Below are 22,129 nucleotides of genomic sequence, written 5' to 3'. Positions count from 1 at the left end.
GTCAGTCCCTCGCTTTCTGGTGACGGACGTAGAAGACGGCGAGCACCATCGACATGAGCAGGACCAGCACAGCGGAGGTCGCCGCGAGCGAGAAGTCGTACTTCGCGAAGGCGAGCTTGTAGGTGAAGGTGCTGAGCACCTCGGTCACGTCGATCGGTCCGCCACCCGTGGTCATCCAGATGAGCGCGAACTGCTGCGACGTCCAGATCAGGTCGAGCAGCACGAGGCTGACGATGATGGGACGCAGCTGCGGGATGGTGACGTTCCAGAAGCGCTGCACGGCACCCGCGCCATCGACGGTGGCAGCCTCGTTCAGCTCATTCGGGATGCCCTGGAGGCCGGCCAGCAGGCTGACCATGAAGAAGGGGTATCCCGCCCAGATGTTGATGAAGATGATGGTGCCGAGCGCGAGCTGCGGCGATGCGAGCCATTCGATGTCGGTGTTGAGCAGGAAGTTCACCACACCGTTCGGGGCCAGGAGCATCCGCCACAGCACGGCGATCACGGCGACCGTGAACAGCCACGGCAGCACGTACAGGGCCCGGAAGAAGGACCGTGAGAACCGACCGAGCAGCGGGCTGTTGAGCATCATCGCGAAGGCGAGACCGAGCACCAGGTGCGCCACCACGCTGGTCACCGTGAAGAGGATGGTGTTGCCCGTCGCCTTCCAGAAGCGCGGATCCGACAGGATCTCGACGTAGTTGCCGATGCCGACGAACTCGGGCGACTTGTTCAGGATCACGTTGTCCTGGAACGAATAGCCGATCACCATGACGATCGGCACGATCATCAGCACGAACAGCAGGATGATGGTCGGCGAGAGGAAGGCGTACGACTCGGTCGTCTTGCGCAGCTGCCGTCGGCGACGCGACAGCGCGACTCCGGTGACGATCACCTCGGTGTCGTCGGACGTTCTCAGGCTCATGGGAAGCGTGGCTCCTTGGTTGGTCGGGTGCCGCATCGCATCGGGAGCGATGCGGCACCCCGTTCAATGCGGGTCGTGGGAGATCAGAACTCCGCGACCCACGCGTCCTGCGCCTTCTTGAGCGCGTCGTCGATCGACTGCTGACCGTCGAAGGCCGACTGCAGCTGCTCGCCGAGCTGACGCATCAGCTCCTCCGCCACGGGGAGCCCGGTGAACTCGTTCGCCGGGTAGCCCGCCTGGTAGATCTCGAACGCCGTCTTGAACAGCTCATCGTCCTCGACGAATCCGGGGACCGACTTCGAGTTGCCGGGGAACGCGTTCGCCATCGTCGAGAGCTCCGAGTTGGTCTGCTCGCTCATGAGGAACTCGACCAGCTTGAATGCCGCCTCCTTGTGCTCCGAGTTCTCGGCGACGCCGATGCCCCAGGATGCGTAGGGGATGCCGCGCTCGCCGTCGTATCCGTCCTCGGCCGGCAGCGCCGAGATCGAGAACTTCAGATCGGGGTTCGTCTCGCGGATCAGGTTGATGTGCGCGAGCGAGTCGATCATCATGCCGACACGACCGTTGGTGAACTCCTCGACCTTGTCCTGCTCCTTCATCGTGAAGGAACCGGAGGCGATCGAGCCGTCATCCCACATGCCGCCGATGAAGTCGACCGCCGACGTCACGTCGTCGTTCGTCAGATCGGGCTGACCGTCTTCGAGCATCGAGCCTCCGGAGGCCCACACCCACGACATGACGTCGTTCTGCACGCCGTTCGGCGCTTCCAGGGAGAGCGGGAGCACCCAGCCCGACACGTCGCCGCCGAGCGCCGAGACCTTCGATGCCGCATCGGCGAACTCCGTGCGCGTGGCCGGCGGGGCGGTGACGCCCGCATCTGCCAGCAGCGTGTCGTTGGTGAACATCGGGTAGACGAAGTTCACCACCGGGATCATGTACGTGCTGTCGTCGACCTGGATCTGGCTCGCCAGCTCGCTGTCGTCGTAGTCGTACTCGTCCATGAGTGCGGTGAGGTCTGCGATCACTCCCTGAGAGGCGAAGTCGTTGACCCACGCGCCGTCGAGGCCGACGACGTCCGGCATGGTGCCGGAGGCCGCTCCCGCGAACAGCTGCTCCTTGGTCGATGCGTACGGTCCGCTCACGAGCTTGACCGTGACGCCCGGGTTGGCGTCCTCGAATTCGTCGATGAGCGCCCGGAACTCACCGTCGGGGAGCTCGGGCTCCCACCACTGGGCGAACTCGATGGTGACGTCTCCGCCATCCCCTCCATCGGTTCCGCTGTCGCCTGCCGCGCACCCTGCCACGGCCAGGACTGTCACGGCTGCTGTCGCTGCGCCGGCGAGCTTCAGAATGCGTCGCCCTCGCCCCACTGTGATCATCACTTCTCCTCTTCGAGATCGTGCCGCATTCGCGCTTCAATGCTTGTTCATGCGGTTTTGAGCAATGTTATGCCGTAGTTTGCGAGATCGTCAAGCATTCTCTGCATCTATTTCGACTTGTAACTACAGATTTCACGACTGTACCCGCATTGTCACGGCGAAAACCAAGTTGGTCGCGTGGATACGTCGGATGCCGATCTCTGCCGAAGTCTGCCGGTTTATCTGCGCACCTGTGCTAGAGATGTCTGCATGGAAGCAACTCCGTCGCCCAAGCGTCGACTCCCCGCCGGCCGCAAAGCCGACCTCGCCGCCTACGTCGAACAGGTCGGCGAAGTGACCGTCGGAGGTCTCGCAGAGCACTTCCACGTCTCGATCGACACGATCCGTCGGGACCTCGATCAGCTCGACCGAGAGGGCGTCGTCATCCGCACCCACGGCGGAGCGGTCAGCGCCGAGGGGCAGCTCAAGGACCGGGCGCTCGACGTCCGTCTCCGGCTGCAGACGGAGGAGAAGGAGACGATCGCGCGTCTCGCGGCGGGACTCATCGACGACGGAGCGGTCGTGATGCTCAACGCCGGAACGACGACGCTGGCTCTCGCTCGGGCGCTTCGCAACCATCGCGACCTGACGATCGCCACGAACAACCTGCGGATCCCCGCGGAGATCTCGCCATCCGCCTTCCGCGACCTCTACGTGTTCGGCGGGGCCGTGCGGGCGATCACCCAGGCCACCACCGGACCCGTCGCGTTCATGATGACCCCGGGCGGCCCGGAAGTGGACATCCGCTGCGATCTGGCACTGATCGCCGTGGGCGCCATCGACGAGGCCGGGTTCTCGACGTCGAACATGGGGGACGCGAACATGATGGCCGAGATGATCCAGCGGGCCGAGCGCACCGCGATCCTCGCCGACTCGTCGAAGTTCGGCCGACGCCTGTTCGCTCAGGTCACCACGCTCGACCGAGCCGACTACCTGGTGACGGATTCGTCCCCGGCGCCGGCGTTCGCCGCCGCTCTCGCGCAGGCAGAGGTCGAGGTCATCAGCCCCTCAGCCTGACCGCTCTCGTCATCGGGAGGCGACCGGGCCACCGGGGGTGGGGGGAACAGCCGCGATCAGGCGCGACCCGGTGATCGCGGCGGCGACGATCGCCGCCGTGCCGGCGACCGGCAGCAGGGCGAGCGCGAACGCCGCGCTCGGACCGAAGGCGAACGCGAAGACCAGGAACGCCGCCCAGGCGACCACGCCGACTCCGACCCACGTCCACTGCATCCTGGTCGTCGCTGTGCGAAGTGCCGTGGCCGTGATCGGTCGCCCGTGATGGATCACGTTCTCCGTCCATTGGCGACCGTCCCACCACCTCTGGGTGCGTCGATGGACGTCGTACCAGCCCGGTGCAACGGGTCCGCCGCCGCTCATGAGGCGAGCGAGGGCTGGGGCCACGAGGGCAGGGCGGTGGACGAGAGAACCCCCGAGAGCACGGATGCGCGAGACTCCGAGTCACCTCGTCCGATGAAGTACCCGATCACGTTCAGCAGCAGTCCGACGATGCCGATCGCCAGTCCCACCCACGCGACGGGCGTCGCGAAACCGCCGACGATGGCGACGACGAGTCCGGCGATGCCGACGACCCCGCCGATCGCGTTGAACAGGTTCGAGGAGTACCAGGCGTCCTGCGATGCTGCCGCATCCCGGAGCACGCGTACCAGCGCGTCGATCGACGTCTCGAGTTCGTCGATCTGATCCTCATGGAGGTCATACGCCGACAGGTAGTGCCGTGCCGCGTCGGAGTCCCATGCTCCGCTTCCCAGCCCGGCCAGTCGAGCCGTGGTGCATTCCGCATCGACGCGACTCTGCACAGTGCCGATCCCGTGCACCAGCTTGTCCGCTTCGGCGCGCAGAACGGTGGGAAGACCCATGCGTGCGACCCTGTCGCGCATCGCATTGAGTATCTCCCGCATGATCCCGATGTTGGCGAGGAGCGCTGCCATCGCTGCGTGATACGCGGCGTCCTTAGCCCAGTCCGGCCAAGGAACACCGAACGTCGAAAGGCTGTCGGCCCACTCACGCGCCACGGCCGGTGCCCCTCGCTCCGCCCTGTCGAGTTCTCTGAGCCCATCGTCGATCACGTCGAGGATCCATTGCCCCATCGCCTCCGGATGCATACCTCACGCCCCCCTGATGTCGCGACCGACCTCGTCTTCGGTCTTCTCATAGATCTCCGCCACCTGCTCGAGCCGCGACCCCATGGCACGGAAGAGCGCGCCGCCGTCACGAACCTTCTGCCGGAGGTCGGCCGCCGCCGCGAGATACTCGTCGCGAAGGGCTTCGAACCCCGGCTGATCCGAGAACGCCCAGTATTCGAAGGTGTCCGAGATGCTGTCGGCGCCGGCCGCGAGAGTGTCGCCCCAACCCCGCCAGAGTTCGGCGTCAGCCCTCAGCACCCCCGTATCGACTGCGTACCCGTCACTCATCGTCGCCCCCGTCATCAACGCCTGCGCGTCGGGTGATCACCGTGTTCACGGTCGTCTTCACGGCATCCACGAACTCGACCGCGGTGGCGGACGCCCTCCACGCCGCATCGATCGTGACCGAGAACTGACCCAATGCGTCGACCTCGACCGTCACCTCGGGGAAGACGTGCCGCTCGGATTCGCCGTGAGGCTCGGCCACCACGGCGTCGATCGCATCCTCAGCCGGCAACCCGCCCTGCAACAGCTGCATCACCTGGTGCGCTTTCGCCGAGACATCGGGCATGGCTGAGATGCCCGCGAGCGCAAGAGCGGAGTCTGTGGCTGCGGCGAGCGCGGTGGCCGCCGCGTTCATGTAGCCGCTCGGATCGACGGCAACCGACGAGACGAGCCCCCGGGCATCGGCCTCGATCTCGACGAGTGGGCCACGCTGAGCGACCTCGCGGGTCAGCCGCGCCATCTCGGCCGAGAAGTCCGAGGCGATCTGTCGGGACCGGCCGCGGAGAACGTCGATGCGGGCGGTCAGGTCGTCTGAGGGAGTCATGCGAGAGGCATCCTGGTTCGTGTCAGGCGACGAGGTCGATGATGGTCGCTTCGGCGTGGCGATAGCTCGCGAGTGCGCGCTGCAGGGCCCTGATCGCGCTCGTCAGCTCGTCGAGACTGTAGGCATGGTCCGCTTGCCACTGGTCGTGCCGACTCTCGTAGGCGTCTGCGGCTTCGCCGTCCCAACCTGCGAGCATCACCTGCGAAGCGCTGTCGAGAGCGGCACCCTCGGCCCGCAGATCGGAAAGCGACCCGAGCAGGACATCGATCATGGTCTGGATCTGGTCGAAATCGACCTCGACTGCTACCCCCATGCCAGCACCATAACATCCCTCCTCCGCGCTGCAACGCGGCACCCTGACGAACCACGGGAACGACGAAGGCCGCCGGGATCACTCCCGACGGCCTTCGTGCGTGTCAGGCGGGCGTGCCGCCTATCGAGGTCAGAACCAGCCGGAGATGAGGTCCCACAGCCAGTCGATGATGCCGCCGATGATGCCGCCCGCGCGGTTGACGGTGACGGTGGCCGTCGCCTCATCGCCGTCGGCCTGAGCGACCGCGACCGTGTACTTGCCCGGCTGCGTGCTCTTCGGCACCGTGACGGTGGTCGAGAACGTGCCGTCGGCGGTGACCTGAACGGTGCCGACGTCGAGGGCCGCGCCCTTCTTCGGTCGCAGCTGCACGGTCACCGTCTCACCCGGCTGGTAGCCCTCGCCGGTGATCGTGAGCTTCTTGCCCGCTGCCACCTTCGACGAGCCGAGGTCGATCGATCCTGCGAACTCGACCGGCTCCTCCCCCGCGATCGAGAACGGCACCTGCACGGTGGTCCCGGTACCGGCGACGGCGACGGTGAGCAGCTGCTCACCGAAGACACCCGCCGGAACCGTGAAGCCGAGCGACGCGCGCCCTGCCTCATCGGTCGTGTCGACGATCGTGGGATCGACGGCGCTCGCAGCGAGCTGGGTGCCGCCGAGCGACAGGGTCACCTCGCCGGGCGCCTGCTCCCCCGCACTGAACGCCAGCGACGAGAGAGCGACCGTCACCTGGTCGCCGGCGCTGTAGCCGTCGGCATCCGGTGCACTGACCGAGACTCCCACCGCGCGCTGCGCGAGGTCGGGGGTCGCCGTCTTGTTCGCATCGAACCAGTCGACCATCGACTGCAGGTCGATCTTGCCGGTGTCACGCTTGCTCGAGCCCTCCTTGAAGGTGAAGAAGTTGTCTCCACCCCCGGCGAGGAACGAGTTCGCTGCGACCGTGTAGTTCGCCGCAGGGTCGATCGGCGTGCCGTTGAGCGTGATCGACGTGATCCTCGATCCCTGAGCCGCGGCCGGATCGTAGGTGTAGACGAGACCACCCGATACGCCGAGCTTCAGGAACGGACGGGCCGAGCCTGCCGGCTGCCACTGCTCTTCGAGCACGCCCTTGAGCTGCACGCCGCTCAGCGACAGGGTCACCAGCGTGTTGGCGAACGGCTGCACCGTGGCCGCCTCGCGGTAGGTGACATTGCCGTTCGGGTCGTTGGCGTTCGACGAGGCGTACGTCAGGTTGGCGCGGATGCCTCCCGGGTTCATCAGCGCGATGTCCGCACCGGTGGACCACTTCTGCACGTCGGCGACGAAGTTGCCAATGGTGGACTCCCCTCCGCGGTTCTCCGAGCCGTTCGTCTGACGAGCGCGGTTGAAGTCGGCGGTGATGTCTCCGACCTTGACCGCGCCGAGCACGTCGGCCTCAGCCTTCGCCTTCGCGACGATGTCGGCGACCTCCGGGACGGCCGGGTAGAGCGCCTTCCCTGCCGAGGTGAGGGGCTTGATCTCGTTGGTGATCGAGATCAGGTCCTTCGTCTTCGGGTCGACCTGGATGTTCATCAGTCCGAGGTTCTCGCCGTACTGCCCGGCCGAGATGACCGGACGCCCGTCGATCACGTGGTTGTAGGCGAGGTGCGTGTGTGCCGAGACGATCGCGTTCACGTCATCGTCCACGCCGTAGACGATCTCGCCCAGGGGCGAATCCGGTGTGATGCTCGACAGCTCGACGCTCGACGCGCCCTCGTGAACGAGAAGGATGACGACATCCGCTTCGCCGTTGGACGCGTCTCCGTCACGCAGGTCGTCGGCCACGGCGTTCACCGAATCGACGATGCTGCGCACCTCGAGATCCGCGATGCCCTCAGGCGACACGAGCGAGTCGAGGTCCTCGGTGACGGCGCCGACGAAGCCGACGCGCACGCCGTCGAGCTCCTTCACCCAGGCCGGTGCGAGCGCGGGCTCGCCCGTCTCGGTGACGAACACGTTCGACGAGATGTACTCCCAGTCCGCGCGGTCCTGCACGCGGTCGCGCAGGTCCTCCCAGCCCTGGTCGAACTCGTGGTTGCCCGCGGCACTGACGTCGAGGCCGGCGGCGTTGAGCGCGTCGATCGTCGGGTTGTCATCGTTGATGAAGGAGGTGAACGTCGATGCGCCGATCAGATCGCCGACACCGGCGAAGATCGTGTTCGGGTTCTCGGAACGGAACTGCTGCACGGCTCCGGCGACGACCGCCGCGCCTGCGGCAGCGCCGTCGGCCTCGATGCGACCGTGGAAGTCGTTCATGGTGACGACGTCGATGCTCACCGGCGGGACCTCGGAGGAGACGCCGACGATGATCGGGTCGTGGTCGCTGGAGCGGAACGGTGTTCCCGCCTCGGTGGCGCCGAACGCGTAGCCGCGGTCGCTCCACTCCGGAGAGTTGATGCTCCACACACCCGCGCCCGTGATGGATGCGGCGAGCGACGGCGACGCGAGCACGTGGTCGAGCGAGCCGAGCTCGCCGTCGAACGTGTACGTGTGCTGTTCCGGAGCCTTCTCGCGTGCGACGTCGCTCCACCCCTCGCTCGTGAAGACCTCGATCGGGTCCTCCTTCGCGTAGGCGTTGAAGTCACCGATCAGCAGGATGTCGCTGCTGCCTGTCGTCTCCTCGATCTCGGTGGTGAAGGTCTTGAGCGAGTTCGCCTGCTTCACGCGGTCGGCGTTGAAGAAGCCCTGGCCGTCTGCCGGCTCGGCGCCGCCGCCCTCGGGTGCCGACTTCGACTTGAAGTGGTTCGCCACCACCGTGACGACGCGTCCGTCGATGTCGAACGCCTGCGCGATCGGCTCGCGGGCGTTGCCCCAGACGCTCTCGTCCGTCACGGTCAGGCTGTCGCCGACCGTCTCGACCGCGTCCTTCTTGTAGATGATCGCGCTCGTGATGAAGTCGGTCGTCGCCGAGTCGTTCAGCTCATCGGGAGTGCGGACGTAGTCCCACTCCGCGCTGCCGAGTGCGTCGTTGAGCCCGTCGACCAGATCGGCCAGCGCCTCGTCGAGCGAGCCGCCGAGCTTGATCGAGTTCTCGATCTCCATCAGCGACACGATCTCGGCGTCGAGGCCGTTGATCGCCGCGACGATCTTCGACTTCTGGATCTCGAACTGGGCAGCATTCGCCGCGCCTCGTGCGTTCGAGTTCTCGCTCTTCAGCGTGGTGAAGTAGTTGAAGACGTTGAACGACGCCACCTGCACGTCGCCGCCGACCGTCGGGGCGGTGTCCGTGCGAGGGTTCGTGGGCTGGAAGCCGACCTTCAGGTCGGCGGACGACGTGCTGTCGATCGGCACGACCGGCTGAAGACGCCAGTCGTCGAAGCCGTACTGGAGCACGTACCCGTTCTCGCTGAAGTCGACCGTGTCGCCGTTGCGGACGACGAGGTCCTTCGTGAAGTACGGCTGGTCGTTGGGGTGCCCGCTGTTCGAGACCTGGATCGACCACCCGTCGTCGAGCAGGATCCGGTTGGCGCGGTTCGCCGCGGTGATCGCCGCCGCCTCGGCTCCCGGGCGCACAAGCTCCGTGCTCTTGACGTTGAGATCCGCCCCGGCGTTCAGCCAGAGGGTTCCGAAGTTGAAGAGCTGGTGGCTGGAAGCCAGGCGATAGGTGCCCGCCGGGGCCACGTACATGTTCTCGTACTGCTCACGGTCGCCGCCGACGGCGGCGTCGGGAAGCGGGGTGACCTCGGGAACGCCCACCCCTGCCTGCAGGACCGAGATGCCGGTCAGCGCTGCCGGGTTGATCTGCGTCTGGCCGAAGTACTCGCTGACCGAGCCGGTGACCGAGACGCGATCGCCGATCGCGAGCGTGGGAGCGAGCGCGTTGAGGAAGACGAAGACGCCGTCCGATGCGCCGGGGGTCGCGTCGACCGCACCGCCGGAGCCCTCTGTCTGGATCACGATGCCCTTGTAGCCGCCGGTCCGATAGTCGGCGGTGACGATGCCCTCGACCGTGACGGTCTGGCCGTTCAGCGGCGAGACATCGGTCGTTCCCTGGACGTCGGCGATCGACACGTCGGTCGGCTCGGGCTCAGGCTCAGGATCCGGATCGGGGTCGGGAACCGTGCCCGCATTCTGCGGCGTGATGGAGGCCGACAGGCTGAAGTCCGCCTTGTTGTCGTCGGTGTCCTTGCCGCCCGTGCGGTTGAGCGACTTGACGTCGGTGTTGCCCGTGGGAGGAGTCGCGGCGGCAGTCTCGAATGTGTTCGAGGTGCCGTAGCCGAGCACGTCGATGACGCCGTCGACACCCGTGACCGAGCCGGGGGTCAGTGTGACCGCCGCGGTGCCCTCGACCAGCGCGAGAGTGCCGTTCGTTCCGCTCGGGTTGAGGGTGCTGACGACGTCGGCCGTCGGCAGTGCTGCGCCGTTGGCTCCGTTGCTGCCCGCCTGCACGAGATAGTGGCCGCCGGCGGGGATGACGCCGGTCAGCGGCGCGACGCCGTTCGAACCGCCCGTTCCTGTCGCGGATCGATACTGCAGCGAGAGCCCGTCGAGGGTGACGGGTGCCGCCGTGGGGTTGTAGAGCTCGACGAACTTGTTGGTGAACGCCGCCCCGGCACTGCCCCCGGAGAGGTAGGCCTCGTTGATCACCACCCCCGTTCCCGAGACGTCTGCGGAGGCTGGCGCGGCGATCAGGGCGCTGGCGCCCAGTGCGGCGACGCAGGTGGCGGCGAGAACGCCGAGACGCCCCCGACTTCTGCGGTCTGACCCGGGAACCTGATGGTTCGCGGCGTCGGGAGCGGACATCATCTGTGTTGTCTCCTCGGGTGTGTTCTGGCGACGGCTCTCGTGAAACCGGGCGGTGCGGGCTCTCAGCCGACGCACATGTGAGCGAGCATACGGAGGCCCTCCGACAACCTCAACGGAGTTTTCCGATTGGTAACCAAGCCCTCACCGAACGTCCGGACCCGCCCCTGACGAAGGTGGAATATCGGACCGCGAACCGCTCACATGCGCGCGCAGCGCCGCGCGGATGCGGGTCAGGTCAGGCGGAATCAGACGGAGTCGCCGGCGGCGGTCGCTGCGTCCTCGAACTCCTCGACCTCACGCTCCCAGGCGTCCTTGGCGAGTCGATACCAGAGGTAGAAGGCGAACCCGGCGAAGATCGCCCACTCCGCGGCATAGAAGATGTTGAGCCAGTTCACCGGCGACTGCTCCTCGGGTGCAGGCGAGGAGATGTCCGTGAGACCTGCCGTCGCCGTGATCGAGGCGAGGTACGGCCGATACACGTCGAGCTCGTCGACGTCGTGCCAGTGGCTGAGCAGCGCAGCGGTCGACATGCGGTCCATGCGCTGGGGATCGTCCTTCGGCGGCACCGATGGCCCCTCGTCCGAGATCACCCGACCGACGAGGGATACGTCCTCTGCGCTCTCGTCGAGCTTCTCGACGGCCGCCTCGGCGACGGCACGGTCGGCGGTCCAGCCGATCGCGACCGCGATCGACGTGCGCTCCGCGACCCGCAGCTGACCGGTCACCCAGTAGCCCTCGACGCCGTCGTTGAACCGGCTCGACACGATGAGGAAGTCATCGCGGATCCAGGTCCCCGACGTCTCGACCTTCTGCCCGACCAGCGGCTCGGGGAGGTACGCACCCGGCTCGACCACATCGGTCAGCGGTCGCACCTGCTCGGTCGCTCCTGCGGGCGGCGGATCGGTCTCGATCGCGCGCTCGAGCTGCCACTGCCCCAGCCACGCGAACACGCCGGCCACCACGAGGCACAGCACGAGCATCCCGATCCAGCGTCCCCGGAGCATGACCTCGCGGAGAGTCGGGGGGAACAGAGCAGCAGAAGTCACGGCGTGGTGCGGGCCTCAGGCCTCGTACGGTGCGAGGACGACCTCGACCCGCTGGAATTCCTTGAGGTCGGAGTATCCGGTGGTGGCCATCGACTTGCGCAGCGCCCCGATGAGGTTCGCCGTGCCGTCGACGACGGGCGCCGGACCGTAGAGGATCTCCTCGAGCGTGCCGATGCCGCCGACCTCGACGCGACGACCGCGCGGGAGCTTGGGGTGATGCGCCTCGGGACCCCAGTGGAAGCCACGACCCGGTGCATCGGTGGCGCGTGCGAGGGCGACGCCGAGCATGACCGCGTCGGCACCCATCGCGAGTGCCTTGACGATGTCACCGGACGTGCCGACCCCACCGTCTGCGATGACGTGCACGTAGCGTCCGCCGGACTCGTCGAGGTAGTCACGGCGGGCCGCGGCCACGTCCGATACGGCCGTGGCCATCGGAGCGTGGATGCCGAGGGTCGCGCGCGTGGTCGACGCCGCTCCCCCGCCGAACCCGACGAGGACACCGGCCGCACCCGTGCGCATCAGATGCAGGGCCGCGGTGTAGGTGGCTGCGCCTCCGACGATGACGGGCACGTCGAGGTCGTAGATGAACTTCTTGAGATTCAGTGGCTCGTCGACGCTCGAGACGTGCTCGGCCGACACGGTGGTGCCGCGGATGACGAACAGGTCGACCCCTGCGGCGGCGACCGTGTCGTAGAACTCCTGCGTGCGCTGCGGCGTCAGCGATCCGGCGACGGTCACTCCGGCTTCACGGATCTCGGCGAGACGCTGCGTGATGAGCGCGGGCTTGATCGGCTCGGAGTAGAGCTGCTGCATGCGCGCGGTCGCCTCTCCCTCGCCGAGGGATGCGATCTCCGCAAGAAGGGGCTCGGGGTTCTCGTAACGGGTCCACAGTCCTTCGAGGTCGAGGACGCCGAGTCCGCCGAGCTGCCCGAGCATGATCGCCGTCTGAGGGCTCACGACGGAGTCCATCGGTGCGCCGAGCACCGGGATCCCGAAGCCGAAGGCGTCGATCGTCCAGGCGGTCGACACGTCCTCCGGGTTGCGGGTGCGCCGCGAGGGCACCACCGCGATGTCGTCGAACGTGTACGCGCGACGCGCACGCTTGCCTCGGCCGAGCTCGATCTCCATGGTCACCACCCCAGACTACCGGGCGTACGCGATGACACCGACGGCTGGGAGACTGAGTGCGAGGTCGGGAGGCAATATGTCGGATTCGGTGGAGGTCGCCGTCGTCGGTGGCGGCGTGATGGGCCTTGCGACCGCGTGGGAGCTCACCCGACGAGGGATGAAGCCCGTCGTCTTCGAGCGCTTCGCCCGTGGCCACCACCAGGGCGCCTCGCACGGCGCCACGCGCAACTTCAACAACGCCTACGACGAGGACCACTATCTCGACCTCCTCGTCCGCGCACGCGCCGGATGGGACGCCCTCGGGCAGGTGGGCGGCGAGCCGCTGCTGCGTCTGCACGGCCTGGTCACCCACGGAGATGTCGACGTCGCCGCGATCGAACGGCGGCTGACCGAGCGCGGCATCCACGCCGAGATGCTGACGGCGCACGAGGCATCGTCGCGATGGTCGGGTATGCGCTTCGGCGACGATGTGCTCTTCTCCCGCGACGCGGGCGTCGCCCGCGCATCCGCCGCGCTGGGCGAGTTCGAGCGACGGATCGTCGCCGCGGGAGGCGAGGTGCGCTGGGAGACCCCCGTGACGCGGATCGACGAGACCGAAGACGGCGTCGACATCGTGCTGCCTGACGCCCTCGTGCGGGCAGACGTCGTCGTCGTCGCGGCCGGCGCCTGGACCGAGCGGATGCTTCCCGGCATCCCGCTGCCGCGCCTGGAGGTCACCGAGGAGTTCCCCGCGCACTTCCGCCCCGCCGCCGGCTCGGTGTGGCCCTCGTTCAATCACTACGTCGATCCCGGCCGCTACCCGGCGACGGTCTACGGGATGCCGACGCCCGGCGAGGGCGTCAAGGTCGGGTTCCACCGCGTGGGCGACGTCGTCGACCCGGATGCCCGCCCGCACGCGGTGACGCACGCGCAGGCCCTCGCCGACTATGTGGGCGAGTGGATGCCGGGCCTCGACCCGGCATCCGCGGAGCCGATCAGCTGCACCTACACCTCGACCGATGACAGCGCCTTCGTGCTCGACCGATCGGGGCGGATCGTCGTCGGCGCCGGCTTCTCCGGCCACGGCTTCAAGTTCGCCCCTGGCGTGGGCGCGACCCTCGCCGATCTGGCCCTCGATCCCTCCGCTCTCGCGGCGGAGCCGTTCCGACTGCGCTGAACTCAGCGGGCTCGCACCACGCGGCGCTCGTCCCACACGGGGGCATCGGCTTCGTACACCTCGCCGTCGGAGCCGAACACGAGGAACCGGTCGAACGAGCGGGCGAACCAGCGATCATGCGTGACCGCGAGCACGGTCCCCTCGAAACGACGCAGAGCGTCTTCGAGCGCCTCGGCCGACTCGATGTCCAGGTTGTCCGTCGGCTCGTCGAGCAGCAGCAGCGTCGCACCGGAGAGCTCGAGCAGCAGCACCTGGAACCGGGCCTGCTGGCCGCCCGACAGCGATTCGAAGGTCTGCTGCGCCTGCCGCACGAGTCCGTACCGGTCGAGCGCCGAGCTCGCGGCATCCCGCGGCATGCCGGCCCGTCGTTCGTCTCCCCTGTGGAGGATCTCGAGCAGCGTTCGGCCGACGAACTCGGGATGCGCATGCGTCTGCGCGAACAGCCCCGGCACGACGCGCGCTCCCAGCACGGCCTGCCCACGGTGATCGACCGTCGCGAGCTGCTCCCCGGTGGACGTCACGTGACCCAGCGTCGGGTCCGGATCGCTGCCCCCGCGTGCGAGGAGGCGGAGGAAGTGCGACTTCCCCGATCCGTTCGACCCGAGCACGGCGACCCGATCGCCGTACCAGACCTCGGCGTCGAACGGCCTCATCAGGCCGGAGAGCTCGAGCCCGTGTGCGACCACCGCGCGCTTGCCCGTGCGTGACCCTCGCAGCCTCATGTCGAAGTCCTGAGCCGGGGGTCGCTCCTCCGGCGGTCCGGCCTCCTCGAACTTGCGCAGTCGCGTCTGCGCCGCCTGGTACCGCGACGCGAATCCGTCGTTCGCCGACGCCTTCACCTTGAGGTTCGCGACGAGGGTCCGCAGCTTCTCGTGCTGCTCGTCCCACCGGCGGCGCAGCTCGTCGAGTCTGTCCATGCGGTCGCTGCGCGCCTGGTGGTAGGTCGCGAATCCGCCGCCGTGCACCCACGCCGAGGCCCCCGCGCCGCCGGGCTCGAGGGTGATCAGCCGATCGACCGCACGGGCCAGCAGCTCTCGGTCGTGCGATACCAGCAGCACGGTCTTCGGCGTCTGCCTGAGCTGCTCCTCGAGCCAGCGCTTGGTGGGAACGTCCAGATAGTTGTCCGGCTCGTCGAGCAGCAGCACCTCGTCGGGTCCGCGCAGCAGCGCCTCCAGAGCGAGTCGCTTCTGCTCGCCACCCGACAGCGTCGTGAGATCGCGGAAGCGGGCACGCTCGAAGGGCACTCCCAACGCGGCGACCGTGCACTGGTCCCAGACCGTCTCGTGCTCGTAGCCGCCGGCATCCGCGTACTCCGCGATCGCCGTCGCATACGCCATCTGCGTGTCGTGCTCATCGCGCTCGATCAGCGCGTCCTCCGCAGCCTCGAGAGCCTGCGCCGCCTGCCGGATGCGATGGGGCGCGACCCGCACCAGCAGCTCGTGAACGGTCTGACCGGACTCGCCGTGGCCGACGAACTGGTCCATCACGCCGAGGCCGCCGTCGATCGTCACGACGCCGTCATCGGCGGGCTGGTCGCCTCGGATGATGCGGAGCAGCGTCGTCTTGCCGGCCCCGTTGGGCCCGATGAGGGCGCTCGTCGACCCGGCTCCGACGCGAAAGCTCGTCTCGTCCAACAGCGGTCTGCCGTCGGGAAGGGTCAGCGAGACCCCCGCAACATCTATGTATCCCACCGTGCGTGGCCGTCCTTCCGCCCGCTTGGCGAGCCGACCAGGCTATCAGCAATCGGGCCGACCGGTCAGCGAGTGCGGCCGACCACCTGGATCGCCTCGGTGCGCGGCGCCGCCGGGAGCAGCATGCGGAACTCGGTGCCGACGCCCTCTCTGCTCGTCACGTCCATCGTGCCGCCGTGGGCGAGCACGATCGCCCGGGTGATCGTGAGGCCCAGACCGACGCCGGGCACGGCGTTGCGGGTCGCTGTCGACGCGCGGAAGAACCGGGTGAACAGCATGCCCTGCTCGTCTTCGGGGATGCCCACACCGGTGTCGCGCACGGAGAGCTCGACGCCTCCGTCGACGAGACGCACGCCCGCGGTGACCCGCCCGCCCGCAGCGGTGAACTTGATCGCATTCGAGAGCAGGTTGTCGAGGGCCTGGCCGATTCGTCCCGAGTCGAGCGAGAGCACGACGGGAGTCGCCGGGATCTCGGCCACGATCTCGATGCCCTCGCGCTGCGCATGCGGGCCGGACGATGCGACGGCGCTGCGCACCAGCTCGGTGACGTCGGCGTCTCGGCGCTCGAGCGGGAAGCGGCCCGACTCCACCTGGGCGGTGAACAGCAGGTCCCCGACGAGGTTGAGCAGGCGCTGCGCGTTGCGCTCGATGATGTCGACGAACTCCTGCTGGTCGGTCGTCAGAGGCTGCGCGGGATCGTTCTGCAGCAGGTCGAGGAAGCCGATGATGGCGCTGAGCGGTGTCCGCAGCTCGTGCGAGATCATGCCGACGAACTCGTCCTTCATGCGCGCGACCTCCACCGCCCTGGTCTCGTCGGTGATCACCAGCAGGTAGCCGTGTCGGGAGCCGTCGGAGTCCTGGTAGGGAGTGACGGTGACGCGCGCGGGAACCGTCGATCCGCCGACGGTCGCCACGTCGATGTGCGAGTCCACCGGCAGACCGGCGTCGGCATCGTCGAACAGCGCACGCAGGCCGGGGTGGAGCCCGTCGTCAGCGTGGGCGGCGGCCTCGGTCGCGAACGGGGCGAGAGCGTGCGAGGGGAAGAACCGGTCGACCGGAACGGCGGCGAGCGCGTCCGGCACCGCCATGCCGAGCAGGCGCACCGCACCCGGATTCCATGCCGTGATCACCCCGCAGTTGTCGGTGGCGATGACCGCCTGGCCGGTAATGGAGTTCCACAGGCTCGTGAAGGACTCGGAGAGCGCGCGGTACTGCTGCTCGCTCGACTTCAGCTGCTCGAGCATCGCCTCGTTCGCGGCGAGAGCGGCCGTGCGCTCGACGACATGCGCCTCGGCCTGGGCCGTGCGCAGTCTCTGCAGTCGGGAGAGCTCGTTCACGATCGCACCGACGGTGGCGAACACCAGCGGGCCGATGACACCGCGAAGCCAGGCCACGGGGTCTTCCGGCGGATCGATGATGTTCGGCATGAGCAGCGCGATCGATGAGAACACACCGACGATCACGACCTGGCGGCGACCGGGGGCTGCGGCGATCCAGATGACCGGGAGGAGCACGAATGAGGAGAAGAGGGATGCCGGCCCACCGGTACCCGCCCTAATCGCACCCAATCCGAGGATGTCGATCATCGGGATGAGCATCACGACCCAGCCGTCGTACACCCCGCGCACCGAGAGCACGGCCGCGAGTGCCGTCACCACCGCGATGGTGACGAGGCCGAAGATCGCGACGCCGGTGTCGGTCACCGGGATGCCGGGGATTGTGAACATGAGGACGGAGGCGACCGCGACGGCGATCGCCGTCGGCCCCTGCTTCATCAGCGGCGTCGGATTGTCGAAGTACCGGCGCCAGCTGCGCTCCATCGTCTGCTGGACGGTGCTGGTCGGAGTCATCGTGCCACTTCTCTGAGGAGTGCCCGCAGTTCGGCGCCGATGATCGGCTTGGGCAGTGCCGCGTCGGCGTCGGGGTAGTCGGCGACGTCGAGCACGGAACTCACGATCAGGAAGCACTCCGGGAAGCGGGTCTTGATGAGTCTCGCCAGCTCCGAGCCGCTGATGCCGGGCAGCAGCAGGTCGAGCACGGCGACGACCGGTGAGATCGTCGAGAATGCGGCGATCGCCGATTCGGCGTCCACCGCGGCGAACACGTCGAAGCCCTCGCGGTCGAGATAGCGCTTCAGGAGCGCTGTCTGGTCTGCGCTGTCCTCGACCACGAGGGCCAGCGGCCGCGCGGTCATCGCAGGAACAGCTCTCGCACGATCACGATGACGACGACGATGCCCAGGGCGAGGAGGGCCTGCGGGATCAGGAGCTTCTCCCGACGGGCGTCGGCGGCGATCTCCTCCTCCTCGGCGCTTCTCGAAGGTGCTTCGGTCATGAGTCGACCCGTCCGATCTTCTCGGTCTTGATCCATGCGGCGTCGGCGTGGCGCCACTCTTTGATGTAGGAGTCCACCGTGATGGCGCAGAGCAGCGAGCCGTACCCGCAGACGTAGAGCAGCAGCCCGGCGAAGAACCGTCCTGCCGGCAGGGGCTCGACGACACGGGCGAGCCAGATCCCGAGCATCGAGATCGGTCCCCAGAGGTAGAAGACGACAGCCCACATCAACCGCGTCTCGTCGGTGAGCGCGAGCCCGAGGTCGTTCAGGCCCGATTCGAACAGCCAGGGGAACAGGGCGATCGCCATCAGGATGAGGGCGCCGAGCCCGGGGAACATCAGCGCCTCACGCCACGATTGTCGGCCGATCCGCCCATCGAGCTGCACGGCGTAGAGCATCGAGAACAGATAAATGCACGCGGCGGCGATCCACATGAATCGGAACACGAACTCGGCGATGTCGCTGTGCAGGACCAGCAGCACGAGCAGCGCGGTGGCTGCGAGGATCATGAAGGCCGGCAGCAGCAGGATGGTGAACCACGCGAGCCCGAAGGCGAAGCTGCCGAGGTTGTGCACTCGGCTCGGGCGGAACCACAGATGCCGGTAGATCGACGTCAGCTGCACATTGCCGCGGGCCCACCGCAGGCGCTGCTTCCACAGACTGTCGATCGTGCGCGGCTCTTCGGCCAGCACGACCGCGTGCGGCTCGAACACCATCCTGCGCCCGGCCAGCTGCCCTTCGAAGGTCGTCATGGTGTCCTCGGCGAGCGTTCCCGTCGGGATCCGGCCGCCGATCGCCTCGAGATTCGCGCGTGAATGCAGCTGCGCACCTCCGGCGAGGCACGCGATCGCTCCCCCGACGTTCTGCGTCCGCCGGGCCGAGAGCTGCCCGATGACGTACTCGATCGCGATGAACCGGGTGAGGTAGTTGCGGTCGCGACTGCCCTCGGCGATATACGCGGTGACGGCGCCGACCTTCTCATCGGCGAGATGCCGGCTCATCTTGCGCAGCGAATCCCGCGCGAAGATCACATCGGCGTCCATGATCAGCACCGCTTCGGTCCACTCGTCCGCGAGCACGATGTCGAGTCCGTGGTTGAGCGTGTGCGCCTTGCCCTCGCCGCCCTTGTCCCGACGCAGATGCACGACCCGTCCGGGGAATGCCGCCGCCTTCGCGGCGACCACCTCGGGGGTGTCATCGGTCGATGCATCGTCGATGACGAAGATGCGCAGGCGGTCGGCCGGGTACTCGAGCTGCATCAGGCGTTCGATCGCCTGGCCGAGCACGAGGCCCTCGTTCCACGCCGGGATCAGCACCGCGACGCGGGGATGGTGCGGTGCCGCTTTGCCGTAGTGGTTGCGGAACGCGTGCACGGGCAGGGCGAGGAACTGCAGCCCGGTGTTGATCACCGGCAGGGTGCCGACCAGCACGCAGAGCAGGAGGATGACGACGACGACGGTCTCGACCCAGTTCAGTTCGGCCATCAGCTCGCCCTCCATCGGTCGAGGATCTCTGTCACGCGCGCGTAGCGTCCGACGTCGGACGCGATGTGGCTGTCCGTGGACGCGACGATCTCGGCGCCGGCGCTGCGCAGCGCCTCGAGCAGGGGGATGCCGGGGCAGCCCCACTTCTCGTTCACCTCGACCTGCGTGTCGGTCTCGGCCGCCGTCGTCGCCCACGCGGTGATGCGATCGGCACCGAGTTCCGCTTCGGAGAGACCGATCTTGGGCAGGATCGAGAAGCAGTGGGCGAGCTGATTGCCGGGGTGACGTCGCATCGCGGCGATCAGTGCCGACACGAGCTGATCGAGCGCGTCCTCGGCGGCCCAGCCGCCGTCGAGCCGTTCGCGGACGGCGCTCGGACCGAGGGGTCCGTCGATTCCGGGGAACTGGTGGTCGGCGATCAGGATGCGATCGATCCCGCTCGGCAGCTCGGGGATGTCCAGTTCTCCCGAGGCATCGAGGATCTTCGCCTCGACTCCCGTCAGTACTGTCAGACCCTCGGGCACGCGCAGCGCCCTCACCGCCGCGAGGTACTCGGGCACCCAGGGCGTCGACTGCCGCACGTGGTCGACCAGGCGCACGGTCGTGAGACCGGCAGCGGATGCCGCGGCGACGTTCTCGGCGAGAGTGGAGACCGCGTCATCCGAGAACGTCGAATGCACGTGGTGGTCGCCTCGCAGCAGCGCGTGACTCACAGTTCCTCCTGATGTCCCGCGTGCGCGGAGACGAGGATCTCGTCGACCTCGACGATCACGTCCTCGAGGAAGCGCACCGACGCGATCTCGCGGAAGGCGACCGTCGACGGGATCCCGCGGCCCAGGAACAGGTCGGCGACGAGCGAGGGGATGTCGACTCCCGCGGCGATCGTGAGCGGAAGCGCGCCAGGGAATCGGGGATTCACCTCGAGGAGCACCGCTCGGCCGTCGCGGTCGCGCCGGAGCTGGACGTTGGCGACGCCGACGAGTCCGATCGCCCGGGCGATGGATGCCGCCGCGTTCTCGAGTTCGTCGTCGTGCACCGTGCGCCCCGCGATGGCCACACCGGAGTCGACCCTGGCTCGGGTCCGCGGCACCGCCGCGACGACCGAGCCGGAGGCATCTGCGATCACATCGACCGAGTACTCCTCGCCCGGGAGGAAGTCCTGCACGATGAGTCCTTCGTCCTGCGGCAGCGCTTCGAGCGCCGCCCGGTCGGGGACGAGCCGTACGCCGCGGCTGCCGGCTCCCTGACGAGGCTTGGCGAAGACGGGGAACTCCCAATCGACCGCCAGCGCATCGGGGCCCGCGAGGACAGTACGCGGCGTGAGACCGGTCGACTCGCACCGCTCGGCGAGCAGCAGCTTGTCGAGGGCAACGGCGAGCGTGTCCTGCGAGGGCGCGGCGAGCACAGCCGGAGCCAGCTCCTCGCGCCTGCCGGCGAGCGCGATCAGCTCGACATCGACGGTGGAGATCACGAGATCGAGCCTGTCATCCTCGACCATGCGGGCTATCGCCGAGACGAAGTCGTCATCGCGCCCCGGCGGCACGAGACGGCGGTGCGTCGGCGGCACGAGGTAGATGCCGCTCGCCCAGCCGTCCATGTCCGCGGCGAAGACCTCGAGGTCTTCACGACGAAGCAGCGAGCGGATGACGGCGACGCCCGCCGGGCCACCGGCGCCCGTCACCAGTACGCGCGCGCTCATCAGCTCTCCCGTCGCGTGAGTTCGTGGGCGCCGATGAACTCGGCGGTCTCACGGACGACCTCGAGCGGCTCGACCGCCGATCCTCCGCCGAAGCGCGACCAGTAGCGAGCGGTGGCCGTCACGAACTCGGGTTCGAGGTAGTCCCGGGTCGCCGTCTGCGAGCCGAAGCATTCGAGCAGCCGCAGCTTCTGACCGATGTACTGGTCGATGCGGACGAAACGCGTCGGGCGGAAGTCGATCGTCGCCGAGGGGCTCTGGTAGCAGGCGACCGTTCCGACCCGCCGGGTCGCGGCGATCGTCGCCTCGCTCACCGCTCGGTGATCCTGGTGCCGATCGTTCGACGAGTGCGTGTAGACGATCGTCGGCTGGACCTCCTGCACGACCTCCTCGATCAACCGGACCGTGGCTCCGCCGCCGGAGATCTCGGTGTCGATGAGGTCTTTGACGAACAGTCGCGCACCGAGCATCTCCGCCGAGGCGAGCGATTCGTGCTGCCTGCTGTCAGCGTCTCCCCCACGCGCACCGCGCGAGAGGGTGAGGATCGTGATCGAGTCGCCCGCCTGGGAGTGCGCGGCGAGGAGTCCTCCGACGCCGATCTCGACATCGTCGGGGTGCGCGCCGATGGCGAGCACCACCTCTTTGGTGCGGTTGGCCTCGCGGCGCGTGCGCCCCTCCGTCACGAGCCGGGTGACCGCCTCGACGAGCTTCACGTTGTCGAGCGGCTTGGTGAGGAACTCGTCGGCCTGCGCGCGCAGAGCCGAGACGGCGTACTCGACCGAGACGTGCGCGGTCATGACGACCACCGGCAGGAGCGGGTCGTTCCGACGCAGCTGCGCGAGCAGCTCCAGCCCGTCGAGTCCGGGCATCTCGATGTCCGTGACGACCACGTCCGGCGTGAAGGTCTCGAGCCGCGCGACGGCGGACTCGCCATCGTGAGCGACCACGACCTCGCAGCCGGCCCGCCTCTCGAGCACGGTCTTGACGAGCAGGGCGACGTCTGGGTCGTCGTCGACGACGAGGACGCGGGGAGCATCCTGGGGCATATCTGCAGCTCTCAGTGGGGAAGTCCCCCTGCCGGTCAGCTGCCGGCGTGGCACTCCCTGCGCCCTTCGCGCCGGGAGCTCGAGGGGAAGTCGAGCGGGTGTCTCTAAATACTGGCATATCAACAGACCGCCGCGATGGCGGCCACGGCTGC

The 22,129-nt window shown here is 68.0% G+C and carries 20 protein-coding genes; 2 read left to right on the top strand and 18 right to left on the bottom strand.

Annotated elements, in window-relative coordinates; genetic code table 11:
- Nucleotide 1: 1 nt before the first annotated feature.
- Together AKG07_RS17055 and AKG07_RS17050 are read right to left on the bottom strand one after the other, a co-directional pair.
- Nucleotides 2–925: a carbohydrate ABC transporter permease gene (locus AKG07_RS17055; RefSeq protein ID WP_053098977.1), complete on the bottom strand. Its 924-nt coding sequence runs from the start codon at nt 923–925 to the stop codon at nt 2–4.
- A gap of 83 nt (nt 926–1,008) precedes the next feature.
- The gene (locus AKG07_RS17050; RefSeq protein WP_053098976.1) at nt 1,009–2,304 is read right to left on the bottom strand and encodes an ABC transporter substrate-binding protein; all 1,296 of its coding nucleotides are present in this window, start codon (nt 2,302–2,304) and stop codon (nt 1,009–1,011) included.
- Nucleotides 2,305–2,553: 249 nt separating this feature from the next.
- On the opposite strand from AKG07_RS17050, the gene AKG07_RS17045 reads away from it, so the two are divergent.
- Nucleotides 2,554–3,360 (top strand): DeoR/GlpR family DNA-binding transcription regulator, encoded by an 807-nt coding sequence (locus AKG07_RS17045; RefSeq protein WP_053098975.1) that lies wholly within the window; start codon nt 2,554–2,556, stop codon nt 3,358–3,360.
- A 9-nt stretch (nt 3,361–3,369) separates the two neighbouring features.
- Here the strand turns inward: AKG07_RS17045 and AKG07_RS17040 are convergent, their stop codons facing one another.
- The 8 genes from AKG07_RS17040 to AKG07_RS17005 form a co-directional block, all read right to left on the bottom strand.
- The gene (locus AKG07_RS17040) at nt 3,370–3,720 is read right to left on the bottom strand and encodes a DUF2510 domain-containing protein (protein ID WP_150115165.1); all 351 of its coding nucleotides are present in this window, start codon (nt 3,718–3,720) and stop codon (nt 3,370–3,372) included.
- On the bottom strand, nt 3,717–4,451 hold the full coding sequence (locus tag AKG07_RS17035) for a hypothetical protein (RefSeq protein WP_150115164.1): 735 nt from the start codon (nt 4,449–4,451) through the stop codon (nt 3,717–3,719). Before AKG07_RS17035 ends, AKG07_RS17040 begins: the two co-directional genes overlap by 4 nt.
- Before the next feature lie 18 nt (nt 4,452–4,469).
- Nucleotides 4,470–4,775 carry a hypothetical protein gene (locus AKG07_RS17030; protein ID WP_150115163.1) on the bottom strand — a complete coding sequence of 102 codons (306 nt, stop codon included), beginning with the start codon at nt 4,773–4,775 and terminating at the stop codon, nt 4,470–4,472.
- Nucleotides 4,768–5,316, bottom strand: coding sequence for a hypothetical protein (locus AKG07_RS17025; protein ID WP_053098971.1), 549 nt, complete (start codon nt 5,314–5,316; stop codon nt 4,768–4,770). The genes AKG07_RS17030 and AKG07_RS17025 overlap by 8 nt, the downstream gene beginning before the upstream one ends.
- Before the next feature lie 22 nt (nt 5,317–5,338).
- The gene (locus AKG07_RS17020) at nt 5,339–5,629 is read right to left on the bottom strand and encodes a WXG100 family type VII secretion target (RefSeq protein ID WP_053098970.1); all 291 of its coding nucleotides are present in this window, start codon (nt 5,627–5,629) and stop codon (nt 5,339–5,341) included.
- Between the two features lie 129 nt (nt 5,630–5,758).
- A complete protein-coding gene (locus AKG07_RS17015; RefSeq protein ID WP_053098969.1) occupies nt 5,759–10,393 on the bottom strand; it encodes an ExeM/NucH family extracellular endonuclease in 4,635 nt (1,544 codons plus the stop codon).
- Between the two features lie 245 nt (nt 10,394–10,638).
- Nucleotides 10,639–11,397 carry an SURF1 family protein gene (locus AKG07_RS17010; protein ID WP_082298004.1) on the bottom strand — a complete coding sequence of 253 codons (759 nt, stop codon included), beginning with the start codon at nt 11,395–11,397 and terminating at the stop codon, nt 10,639–10,641.
- Nucleotides 11,398–11,454: 57 nt separating this feature from the next.
- A complete protein-coding gene (locus AKG07_RS17005) occupies nt 11,455–12,570 on the bottom strand; it encodes a GuaB3 family IMP dehydrogenase-related protein (protein WP_053098967.1) in 1,116 nt (371 codons plus the stop codon).
- Between the two features lie 76 nt (nt 12,571–12,646).
- On the opposite strand from AKG07_RS17005, the gene AKG07_RS17000 reads away from it, so the two are divergent.
- A complete protein-coding gene (locus tag AKG07_RS17000) occupies nt 12,647–13,726 on the top strand; it encodes an FAD-dependent oxidoreductase (protein ID WP_053098966.1) in 1,080 nt (359 codons plus the stop codon).
- A 2-nt stretch (nt 13,727–13,728) separates the two neighbouring features.
- Here the strand turns inward: AKG07_RS17000 and AKG07_RS16995 are convergent, their stop codons facing one another.
- From AKG07_RS16995 to AKG07_RS16965, 8 genes are all read right to left on the bottom strand, one after another.
- Nucleotides 13,729–15,417, bottom strand: coding sequence for an ABC-F family ATP-binding cassette domain-containing protein (locus AKG07_RS16995; protein WP_053098965.1), 1,689 nt, complete (start codon nt 15,415–15,417; stop codon nt 13,729–13,731).
- A 65-nt stretch (nt 15,418–15,482) separates the two neighbouring features.
- Nucleotides 15,483–17,267 (bottom strand): sensor histidine kinase, encoded by a 1,785-nt coding sequence (locus tag AKG07_RS16990; RefSeq protein ID WP_053098964.1) that lies wholly within the window; start codon nt 17,265–17,267, stop codon nt 15,483–15,485.
- On the bottom strand, nt 17,264–17,611 hold the full coding sequence (locus tag AKG07_RS16985; protein WP_053098963.1) for a response regulator transcription factor: 348 nt from the start codon (nt 17,609–17,611) through the stop codon (nt 17,264–17,266). Before AKG07_RS16985 ends, AKG07_RS16990 begins: the two co-directional genes overlap by 4 nt.
- The gene (locus AKG07_RS17925; protein WP_171821987.1) at nt 17,608–17,751 is read right to left on the bottom strand and encodes a hypothetical protein; all 144 of its coding nucleotides are present in this window, start codon (nt 17,749–17,751) and stop codon (nt 17,608–17,610) included. The genes AKG07_RS16985 and AKG07_RS17925 overlap by 4 nt, the downstream gene beginning before the upstream one ends.
- Nucleotides 17,748–19,235 carry a glycosyltransferase family 2 protein gene (locus AKG07_RS16980; protein ID WP_053099397.1) on the bottom strand — a complete coding sequence of 496 codons (1,488 nt, stop codon included), beginning with the start codon at nt 19,233–19,235 and terminating at the stop codon, nt 17,748–17,750. The genes AKG07_RS17925 and AKG07_RS16980 overlap by 4 nt, the downstream gene beginning before the upstream one ends.
- The gene (locus AKG07_RS16975; RefSeq protein WP_053098962.1) at nt 19,235–19,948 is read right to left on the bottom strand and encodes a PHP domain-containing protein; all 714 of its coding nucleotides are present in this window, start codon (nt 19,946–19,948) and stop codon (nt 19,235–19,237) included. Before AKG07_RS16975 ends, AKG07_RS16980 begins: the two co-directional genes overlap by 1 nt.
- The gene (locus AKG07_RS16970; RefSeq protein ID WP_053098961.1) at nt 19,945–20,934 is read right to left on the bottom strand and encodes an ATP-grasp domain-containing protein; all 990 of its coding nucleotides are present in this window, start codon (nt 20,932–20,934) and stop codon (nt 19,945–19,947) included. The genes AKG07_RS16975 and AKG07_RS16970 overlap by 4 nt, the downstream gene beginning before the upstream one ends.
- Nucleotides 20,934–21,977, bottom strand: coding sequence for a response regulator (locus AKG07_RS16965; protein ID WP_053098960.1), 1,044 nt, complete (start codon nt 21,975–21,977; stop codon nt 20,934–20,936). Before AKG07_RS16965 ends, AKG07_RS16970 begins: the two co-directional genes overlap by 1 nt.
- Nucleotides 21,978–22,129: the final 152 nt, after the last annotated feature.

It is taken from the genome of Microbacterium sp. CGR1 (assembly GCF_001266755.1).
Lineage (GTDB): Bacteria > Actinomycetota > Actinomycetes > Actinomycetales > Microbacteriaceae > Microbacterium.
Note: the sequence above shows the minus strand (reverse complement) of the source record. Positions and strands in the feature narration are given on the sequence as shown.